This window comes from Paenisporosarcina sp. (assembly GCF_057785155.1).
In genome coordinates this window covers 1-8836 of the sequence record NZ_JBYNRN010000031.1, presented here as the reverse complement: position 1 = coordinate 8836, position 8836 = coordinate 1, and the positions used below count along the sequence as shown (strand labels likewise).

The window sequence follows — 8836 nt, the reverse complement described above, 5'->3', positions numbered from 1 at the left end:
ACAAGTAGGGGGTGGACAGTTTAGTTGACGGGATCACTGTCCCACGCACCCGTACGTCCTACCCTGGCTACTGATATCTTAAATCCTATTAAAAAAAGGTCAACCAGTAAAAACTGGTTAACCTTATAATACGAAAGCACCCGTTAGTTTAATAGGGCTGTATTTCTTTTAAATAAAGAAACAATTAAAAGTATTCCTAAGAATACAATCATCATATGTGGAAAAGCGAATATCCAATGAGCTACAAAATTACTTTGTGGTGTACCATCAGATATTCCGTTGCCATTAAATGAAAACCATAAAATAATTGCTGGAATTTGAAGTAACACAAGTAAAAATACAAAGATCATTTTTATAAAATTTGTGAGTTTATATTTGTTAGTTCTCAATAAAATTAAAACCCCACCTAATAAGACCGCTAATATTCCCCAGGTAACAACTTCTGATTCCGATGGACCAAATACTCGAAATAAATAAAGTAGCCCTGTTAAAAAAGTTAATATTCCCACCGCAACTTCCAATTTGGCTGAAATTCTATCCATCATTTTCCCTCCATTTAATTTATTTCGTTCTTCAACTAACCTGCTGCGTTAGTTCCATAAAAAAAGAGTAAAGCACCGGTTAGTACAATTAAGTTTTCTTAAACTTTGATATAACTATCCATAAATTTGCTATCAATAACATTACTAGCAATAGCCATGAAATCGGTACAAAGGGAATTCCTGAAAATCCTTTACCAAGCACATATATCTGCAACCAACAAAAAATTAGACCATATATAAGCACTATGACTGGTATGAATCGTCTTATATTTTCGTTCTTCACTAACATATACAGCCCGATTGTCAAAATTACCATCGTTACAACAAATAACGGTAGCGACCACGAGAGCTCAAAAATACGCAAGTCCATTCAAATACCTCCAAACTAAAATCACCAATGTATACTTGTGAAATGTAAAAAAATTTTATTCTTTTTCAGCTAAACTGCTGCGTTAGTGAAAGATGTATTGGTTTACTCTTTGGGTTTTTCTATATGTTCTATTTGGTCTAAAATCCAAGATTCATTTCCTTCTTTCGAGTAAGAAGTAAAATATTCTTTATCTTCCTCAATTAGATTCCAAACCATCTCTTCATTAACAATGATTTTAAAAGCTCCATCTTCAGTGTCATTATTCGGGTCATAAGCTTCTATCCAGTATTCCTTATAACTGCTTGAGTGACCTTTTTCTGTAACTTTCAAGTAAGACGTTGTTGATGTATTAGACCCGCCACAAGATGTAAGTATTAGTAATACAAGCAAGATTATAATACTCGAAAATTTTTTCATTGCTCTTCCCCCATTATTGTTGGTCTAATGCAATATTCTCTATTTAAACGAATACCTTTATTTTTCTAACCTGCTGCGTTAGTTCAATAAGAAAAAAGGCTTCACTCCTTATTGAAGTAAAGCACTTCGTTAGTTAAGAAGGATTATCATATTACTGTTTCCTTTTTAATTGTTACAGAGTTTCTACTGTGTTCTTTCTGATAGTTGAAAAATTTATTAAGCCAAACAGTAAAAATAACATACTAACTGCCCATAAAACGCCAGCAATACCAAGACGTAAAGAAATTTCTTCAGATGCCATCGGATGATTAACATCAAAACTGATTGCATTTAATGCCTGGCTTATTGCCCAACTAAAAAATACAAAGAAACCAATAACCAATCCGTAAGCCACTCTATAAGGTTTTCGTTTTTTTGAAAACATTAACAGTAAAACAACAATAAACGCAATACCCATTATGATTGAAAATCCACCAATTAACATACCCATTGTTTCTTGTTCCATTGGCATATTTCTTACCCCCCCAAAAAAATCCCCTTATATAACTTACATAACTTATTCGATACCATTACTAAAAAACCTTCTTCTTCAACTAACCTGCTGCGTTAGTTCAATAAGAAAAAAAGCCACATACGCAGCCCAAAAATCTTCAACTTAAGCACCTGTTAGTTGAATAAGAACTTTAATCTGTGACTGTCTTTAATTCAAACTTCATACGGTCTAAATCCCAGACGTCATCATCAGTATTAGAAAAGACAGTTACTTCAAGTTTCTGCCCAATGCTATATTTCTCTTCATTATCAACAGGTATTTCGTAAATATTCCCGTCTTTTCTACCTTCATCTACCCCGTCATATTCTTTAATAACTAGCATTTCTTCTTCAACAAGTATCTCCTCTACTGTTCCTGTGAAAGTAAAGTCCTCTTGATAATAAGAACAGCCAGTAATAAATATAAAAATCAATAATAATAAACTTATTGTGATTTTATTTTTCACAATAACACCCCCTTGAAAAATTAGATGCATAATACGTACTAAAGTTTCAAATTGTTGTTCAACTAAACTGCCGCATTAGCCATCCATGTACCTCAAAATAGTTACACCACAGATAATGAAAGAAATTACGTTCTTTCATGGGAGTTGAAGAAAGAACAATTCCTCTGTCATTAATTATACCAATAATTTACAATTTATCTTGAAAAAATTTTCTGTTAATAAATACCGATGTATCTTGAAGGTTCTTTTAACATATCGTTTAGCAGACTAATTAGACGTATTACAACTTCCATTGCAGTTCGACCAAATAGGCTGCTAAACATAGAGCTAAAAATAGTGATATTAAAGCAAGAATGCCTAAATATCAATAATAAAAGGACTACCAATCCATATGCGAATTGATAGCCCTTTTGTGTTTTGTTTTAAAGTTTTGCACCTCTGAAAAGAACCCCTTATTCATAGGAGCGATCCTTTTTCATTACATTAGATTCGGATAATCTTGCTGACGCAATGCCTCATATATAAGGATGGAAGCTGTGTTTGATAAATTTAACGATCGAATATTTTCATTCATAGGGATTCGTAAGCATGTATCTTGATTGGCGTCGATTAATTCGCGTGGTAAACCAGAAGTTTCTTTTCCAAAAACAAAGAAATAATCTTTTTCTACTTCGCTATAATCATATACCGTGTGAGGCTTAGAGCCATGCTTTGTTAAAAAGAAAAACTGTCCTTGTGGATATTTCCCAAATAATTCATCCAAGCCATCGTAATAATGAATGTCTACATGTTCCCAATAGTCGAGTCCAGCTCGTTTCAACATTTTATCATCTGTAGAAAAACCTAATGGGCGGATTAAATGTAATTTCGTATCTGTACCTGCACATGTTCGAGCAATATTCCCTGTGTTTGCTGGTATTAATGGTTGGTAAAGTACCACGTGAATGGCCATGTCGTCACGTCCTCAATATATGGTTTCAAAGGCTAAGCCTTTGTGAATTTCATCTATTACTTCTTGATCTTTTTCTAATTCTAAAGCTTTTTCCAAAGCTTGTTTGCCTTCACTCGTTCCAATTTTCCCAATTGCCCACGCAGCCGTTCCTCGTATGACAGGACGCTCATCCTTCATTAATAAACCAATTAAGTCCGGAACTGCAGAAACTTCCTTGAAATGAGCAAGTGCCAAAATAGCGTTACGTTGGATTGGTTTTTTGCCTCTCCATGAACCAGATACATGACCGTACTTTTCTTTGAACTCCCGATTGCTGATTGTCAGTAGGGGTACGAGCAAAGGTTTAGCAATTTCAGGATCCGCTTTAAACTCTAGTTGATGTGTGTTTAATTTGCCTTTATTTTTTGGACAAATCGTTTGACACGTATCACAACCGTATAATCGATTACCAATTTTCGTGCGGAATTCTTCTGGCAATGTAGTCTTCGTTTGAGTAAGAAATGCGATACATCGTTGAGCATTTAATTGTCCACCTTCAATGAGAGCACCTGTTGGACATACATCTAAACACAACCGACAATCTCCACACTCATCCTCCATCGGTGTATCAGGAGCAAACGGGATGTTCGTAATGATTTCTCCAAGGTAAACATATGAGCCAAACTCGGGTGTAATGACAGAACAGTTTTTTGCGCTCCATCCAATGCCTGCTCGCTGCGCCACCGCTCTATCCGACAGCTCTCCTGTATCGACCATGGAACGAGTTTGCGCATCTGTTAAAGACTCTTTGATATATTGTTCTAATTTCCCTAAACGATCGCGTAAAACCGTGTGATAGTCCATCCCCCAAGAAGCACGAGCAAAAATGCCTCTACGTGCACCTTTCTTTCCTAGAGGAGCATCTTCCATTCTTGATGGATAAGCGATCGCAATCGAAATGATGCTTTCAGCTTCGTTTAATAAAAGCGTAGGCGTTGTTCTTTTTTCAATATCGGACTCTTCGAATCCAGACTGATATCCCAATTCCTGCTGTCTTTTCAAACGATTTTTAAGCTCACGAAAAGGATCGGCTGATGAAAAACCGATTTTGTCGATTCCAATGGAATGTGCATATTCAATTAACTCTTGCTGAAATTGGTTCACATTCATGAAATGACCTCCCTTCTTGTGCTAAACTGTTGAAAAAACATGTAGGTGATTATATGAAAATCTCCATTGACCCATATATTTTTCAATTAGAACCTCAACTTAAAATAGGCATTAATCATTATACCAAATTTGTAACGTCAGAATCGCCTCAAATGTTAAAAGGTCGTATGCAATTATTTCAAGAGCATCTATTTTTTGATTTAGAGGATAAAGAATTATCATCCGTCCAAGGTGTTAAAGAATGGCGAGAGTTATGGAAAAAGTTCGGTTCAGATCCAGGTCGCTATAGACCATCTATTGAAGCTCTTCTACGCCGCATTCGAAAACAAAATTACCTGTCCCCAGTGAATAGTGTGATCGATTTAAATACATTCTTTTCATTGGAATATGAAATACCTGTCGGAATATATGATGCTTCGAATATACAAGGGAATATCCAGATGGCCCTTGGTAACGCAGATACATCTTATATAGGTTTGAATGGTCGAGACAATCGATTAGATGGCATATTAGCCCTCATAGATCAAAATGGACCCTTTGGTAGCCCGTATGTGGATTCTAAAAGGACTGCTGTGCACGAACAGACTACAGAAGCGTATCAGTTTTTCTTTTTACGTCCTTCTATGGAAATTTTTGAAGCTGAACAAATGCTTGCAGCAGCTGGAAAAATGTTTACCCAAGTGAACGGAGGAGAATTTTCTTCGTCTCTTTTAAATAAAAACGAGTTAGAATGTTAAAAACGATATCGATGCAAAAAGAAAAACCACTCATTTGTTCATGAGTGGATGACTTCAATTTAATCATTTAGAGAAAACAGCAGCTTGCACCACATTGGATGCAAGCTGTTTTATCTTTGTTGATTAATAATCATTTCAAGGCCAGCATGTGTTGATCTAAAAATTTGAACATCCCGATCTAGAGCACCCATAGTTACTGCTAACTCAGGTTTTATTCCGACTAAAATACACCTTGCTCCAATTAACTTCAAACAATCATGCAATTTTTGAATATGGAACTGAATATCTTGATCGAAATTTAAGACACCACTTAAATCGATAATTACATTTTCAATTCTATGCGATGAACATTCAAATAAAACAGAAGTAAGAAGCAAATCCGAACGCTCTGCATTGAACTCTCCAATTAACGGCAATGCGATCGTGTTTTCCCACACATGAAGAATCGGAATGGAAAGCGTTTTAATTAGCTTTTCTTTATTCTTTTCTTCTTCTGCTTTAGTTGATACATCCATCAACATAATAATGTATCCATCAATTTCTTCAGAATGATTAAAAATTGGCGTAACTACGATATCAGTAACAAATCGGTCTTTAATCGTGATACGCGTCCGATGCGTCGATTTAATCGACTGCATAATTCCTTGTTGACGTTCAGGTCTTTGATGGAAATAATCCATGCTTTTACCAATAAAATCTTCGCTGCTATCTAACTGATACAACGGTGCTATCAGCGTTAATAAATCCGATGCATTACAATTCATCCATCGAATATGAAATTGCATATCTGCAATCAATATATTTTCACCAATACTATTTAATGCTGTTAATACTGAAATATCATTTGGAATCTTACCTATATCTTGCATTTACCTCATCCTATTCTTGGAAACTCATACTCCCATTATAACGAATCTTAAATGGAATACAAACTTGTTGGAAATCTACTTACAAATAAAAAAGGATGCTGACCATAAGTGGCAGCACCCTATCATGTTTATTGATTTTGTCCGTCTTTTACAAATTGAGCTACTGTTAAGGTACGTTTCGTTTGGTGTTTTACTGCACCTTGAACATTTTCAATCATTTCCCCATCTTGATTAACGGATACGCTTGTACCATATGGATTTCCACCAGCTTCATAAAGAACTGGATCCGTATATCCTGGAGCAACTACAATAGCTCCCCAATGGTACATAGTTGTATAAAGAGATAGTGTTGTGATTTCTTGTCCACCATGTGGATTCTGAGCGGAAGTCATAGCGCTTACTACTTTGTTGACTAACTTACCTTTAAACCATAATCCTCCAGTAGTATCTAAGAAACTCTTCACTTGCCCAGGCATATTTCCGAATCGTGTTGGTACACTAAAAATTATCGCATCTGCCCATTCTAAATCATCTAATTTTACTTCCGGAACATCTTTTGTTGCTTCCGCATGTGCTTTCCAAGCTGGATTAGAGTCAATTGCTTCTTGTGGAGCAGTTTCTGGAACTTTTAAAACCTTTACGTCAGCACCATGTTCTTTCGCTGCTTCTTCTGCCCACTTTGATAATTGATAATTGGTGCCTGTTGAACTGTAATAAACAACTGCTAATTTTACGTTAGACATTATTCCATCTCCCTTAATCATAAAAATTTTGTTAATTCAATGACTTGAAATACAGATACATTACCCTGTATTCCCTAATTTGACTAAAATATTCCTAGACCTTTGTTATCCAATAAACATGCATACAAAAAACGCCTAAATAACAGACATTGGCTACAATCAATAAACTTCTAATAGTCTTACTGTCACTTAGTTTAGGAATACGGAGAACGAGGATGAATAGGAATATACTTAAGAAAATTTTAATTAACAAAATGGACAAAGCATCAAATGGAGCCATCAATGGATTAGCTTCAGAAATCAGTGATGCTGAAATCCCATAATATGTTGCCACTGCATCGATTACATTCAATGAAACCAATAAATATGTTAATGCAATCAATACATCACCCTCTCAGTTAAATATAAGTAAGTATGTACATCCTAGAAAGGTGATAAACGAAAAGTTTTTTGCCAAGCATTTATAAAATGGTTTATCAAATATTGCTTATGGAAAATCCTTTTCATTCATAAGAAAGGCATAAATGATCCAATTGTGAACATGCTACTAAAAATGGAGGTGCAGTGATTTGGATACAAACAAAGGCAAGGAAAAACAAAAAGAAAACATGAATAGGAATAAAGCAAAAGTCGATCGAGAGGAATTTGGCTATGGATATGATCTCAGCCCAGATGACTTGGATGTGAAAGGACAAAACCGTTCAGCCAAATCAAACATAAAAAGAGAACCAAACCATCCAACGAAAAACGAACCAAAATAACATCAAATTTCACATGACTATACTTACTATATGAACAGCCACAAGAAAAAACCTAGCTTGCTCCGAAAATGAGAGCATGCTAGGTTTTTTTCTCATACTGTAATCCGCAAAGTGATAGTATTGAAACCATACAAAAAAGCAGTATCTACATAAAGTAGATACTGCTTTTTTTGATACCCGAGGCCAGACTCGAACTGGCACGCCTCGCGGCACCGCATTTTGAGTGCGGCGTGTCTGCCATTCCACCACTCGGGCAAATTCTTGCTTGCAGACGATAACTATTTAAAATATGGAGGCGGCAACCGGATTTGAACCGGTGATAAAGGTGTTGCAGACCTTTGCCTTACCACTTGGCTATGCCGCCAAACTATTGGAGCGGAAGACGAGGTTCGAACTCGCGACCCCCACCTTGGCAAGGTGGTGTTCTACCACTGAACTACTTCCGCAAAGCTGGGGTACCTGGATTCGAACCAGGGCATGACGGAATCAAAATCCGTTGCCTTACCGCTTGGCTATACCCCACTATTAAGATGGGGCGAACGAGGGGAATTGAACCCCCGAGTGTCGGAATCACAATCCGATGCGTTAACCACTTCGCCACGCCCGCCATAATGAATACGTACTATTTAAAATATGCTTGAAATCAAAAAAAAGATGGGGCGAACGAGGGGAATTGAACCCCCGAATGTCGGAATCACAATCCGATGCGTTAACCACTTCGCCACGCCCGCCACAACATAATATTAAAATATAAATTGGCAGGGGCAGTAGGAATCGAACCCACACTGGAGGTTTTGGAGACCTCAGTTCTACCTTTAAACTATGCCCCTAAAAATGGTGGAGGGGGGCGGATTCGAACCGCCGAACCCGAAGGAACGGATTTACAGTCCGTCGTGTTTAGCCACTTCACTACCCCTCCAGATGAAGATGGTGCCGGCGAAAGGAGTCGAACCCTCGACCTACTGATTACAAGTCAGTTGCTCTACCAACTGAGCTACACCGGCAATAAATATATAAATGGTGGCTCAGGACGGAATCGAACCGCCGACACAAGGATTTTCAGTCCTTTGCTCTACCGACTGAGCTACTGAGCCACAATTGAATTGTTCTAAGCTTCGAATCTTTGTTAGCTTCATTGCTTATTTCAATTCTGATACTTCTTAAAAAATGGCGGTCCCGACGGGAATCGAACCCGCGATCTCCTGCGTGACAGGCAGGCATGTTAACCGCTACACCACGGGACCAGTTGGTTGCGGGGGCAGGATTTGAACCTGCGACCTTCGGGTTATGAGCCCGAC

11 protein-coding genes and 11 tRNA genes are annotated in these 8836 nt (G+C 37.2%); 2 read left to right on the top strand and 20 right to left on the bottom strand.

Features of this window, described 5'->3' with window-relative positions; translation table 11 throughout:
* Positions 1–143 precede the first annotated feature (143 nt).
* The 6 genes from AC3EA5_RS11180 to queG all read right to left on the bottom strand — a co-directional run bounded on the left by AC3EA5_RS11180 (position 144) and on the right by queG (position 4428).
* Positions 144–542 carry a hypothetical protein gene (locus tag AC3EA5_RS11180; RefSeq protein WP_488608412.1) on the bottom strand — a complete coding sequence of 133 codons (399 nt, stop codon included), beginning with the start codon at positions 540–542 and terminating at the stop codon, positions 144–146.
* Between the two features lie 472 nt (positions 543–1014).
* The gene (locus tag AC3EA5_RS11175; RefSeq protein ID WP_488608411.1) at positions 1015–1329 is read right to left on the bottom strand and encodes a hypothetical protein; all 315 of its coding nucleotides are present in this window, start codon (positions 1327–1329) and stop codon (positions 1015–1017) included.
* A gap of 172 nt (positions 1330–1501) precedes the next feature.
* Positions 1502–1840, bottom strand: coding sequence for a hypothetical protein (locus tag AC3EA5_RS11170; protein ID WP_488608410.1), 339 nt, complete (start codon positions 1838–1840; stop codon positions 1502–1504).
* A 172-nt stretch (positions 1841–2012) separates the two neighbouring features.
* Positions 2013–2327, bottom strand: a complete 315-nt coding sequence (locus tag AC3EA5_RS11165; protein WP_488608409.1) for a hypothetical protein — start codon at positions 2325–2327, stop codon at positions 2013–2015.
* Between the two features lie 478 nt (positions 2328–2805).
* Positions 2806–3279 carry a tRNA (uridine(34)/cytosine(34)/5-carboxymethylaminomethyluridine(34)-2'-O)-methyltransferase TrmL gene (gene trmL / locus AC3EA5_RS11160; RefSeq protein ID WP_488608408.1) on the bottom strand — a complete coding sequence of 158 codons (474 nt, stop codon included), beginning with the start codon at positions 3277–3279 and terminating at the stop codon, positions 2806–2808.
* Between the two features lie 12 nt (positions 3280–3291).
* Positions 3292–4428 (bottom strand): tRNA epoxyqueuosine(34) reductase QueG, encoded by a 1137-nt coding sequence (gene queG, locus AC3EA5_RS11155; protein WP_488608407.1) that lies wholly within the window; start codon positions 4426–4428, stop codon positions 3292–3294.
* A 53-nt stretch (positions 4429–4481) separates the two neighbouring features.
* On the opposite strand from queG, the gene AC3EA5_RS11150 reads away from it, so the two are divergent.
* The gene (locus AC3EA5_RS11150; RefSeq protein ID WP_488608406.1) at positions 4482–5165 is read left to right on the top strand and encodes a B3/B4 domain-containing protein; all 684 of its coding nucleotides are present in this window, start codon (positions 4482–4484) and stop codon (positions 5163–5165) included.
* A gap of 110 nt (positions 5166–5275) precedes the next feature.
* Here AC3EA5_RS11150 and AC3EA5_RS11145 read toward each other — a convergent pair whose 3' ends face one another.
* The 3 genes from AC3EA5_RS11145 to AC3EA5_RS11135 all read right to left on the bottom strand — a co-directional run bounded on the left by AC3EA5_RS11145 (position 5276) and on the right by AC3EA5_RS11135 (position 7159).
* A complete protein-coding gene (locus AC3EA5_RS11145; RefSeq protein WP_488608405.1) occupies positions 5276–6034 on the bottom strand; it encodes an STAS domain-containing protein in 759 nt (252 codons plus the stop codon).
* 128 nt (positions 6035–6162) lie between these two features.
* A complete protein-coding gene (gene wrbA, locus AC3EA5_RS11140) occupies positions 6163–6777 on the bottom strand; it encodes an NAD(P)H:quinone oxidoreductase (RefSeq protein ID WP_488608404.1) in 615 nt (204 codons plus the stop codon).
* Positions 6778–6871: 94 nt separating this feature from the next.
* On the bottom strand, positions 6872–7159 hold the full coding sequence (locus AC3EA5_RS11135; protein WP_488608403.1) for a DUF5658 family protein: 288 nt from the start codon (positions 7157–7159) through the stop codon (positions 6872–6874).
* 187 nt (positions 7160–7346) lie between these two features.
* Between AC3EA5_RS11135 and AC3EA5_RS11130 the strand changes: the two genes are divergently transcribed.
* Entirely contained in the window at positions 7347–7538 is a 192-nt protein-coding gene (locus tag AC3EA5_RS11130) for a hypothetical protein (protein ID WP_488608402.1), read from the top strand.
* A gap of 174 nt (positions 7539–7712) precedes the next feature.
* Here AC3EA5_RS11130 and AC3EA5_RS11125 read toward each other — a convergent pair.
* The 11 genes from AC3EA5_RS11125 to AC3EA5_RS11075 form a co-directional block, all read right to left on the bottom strand.
* Positions 7713–7793: transfer RNA gene (locus AC3EA5_RS11125), tRNA-Leu, on the bottom strand.
* Positions 7794–7828: 35 nt separating this feature from the next.
* Positions 7829–7902: transfer RNA gene (locus tag AC3EA5_RS11120), tRNA-Cys, on the bottom strand.
* A 7-nt stretch (positions 7903–7909) separates the two neighbouring features.
* Positions 7910–7984, bottom strand: a tRNA-Gly gene (locus AC3EA5_RS11115).
* Between the two features lie 4 nt (positions 7985–7988).
* Positions 7989–8060 (bottom strand) — tRNA-Gln (locus AC3EA5_RS11110).
* Between the two features lie 9 nt (positions 8061–8069).
* A tRNA-His gene (locus tag AC3EA5_RS11105) sits at positions 8070–8145 on the bottom strand.
* 48 nt (positions 8146–8193) lie between these two features.
* Positions 8194–8269 (bottom strand) — tRNA-His (locus AC3EA5_RS11100).
* Between the two features lie 25 nt (positions 8270–8294).
* Positions 8295–8368: transfer RNA gene (locus AC3EA5_RS11095), tRNA-Trp, on the bottom strand.
* A gap of 5 nt (positions 8369–8373) precedes the next feature.
* A tRNA-Tyr gene (locus AC3EA5_RS11090) sits at positions 8374–8457 on the bottom strand.
* A gap of 9 nt (positions 8458–8466) precedes the next feature.
* Positions 8467–8542: transfer RNA gene (locus AC3EA5_RS11085), tRNA-Thr, on the bottom strand.
* A gap of 14 nt (positions 8543–8556) precedes the next feature.
* A tRNA-Phe gene (locus AC3EA5_RS11080) sits at positions 8557–8632 on the bottom strand.
* 74 nt (positions 8633–8706) lie between these two features.
* Positions 8707–8782, bottom strand: a tRNA-Asp gene (locus AC3EA5_RS11075).
* Positions 8783–8836 lie beyond the last annotated feature (54 nt).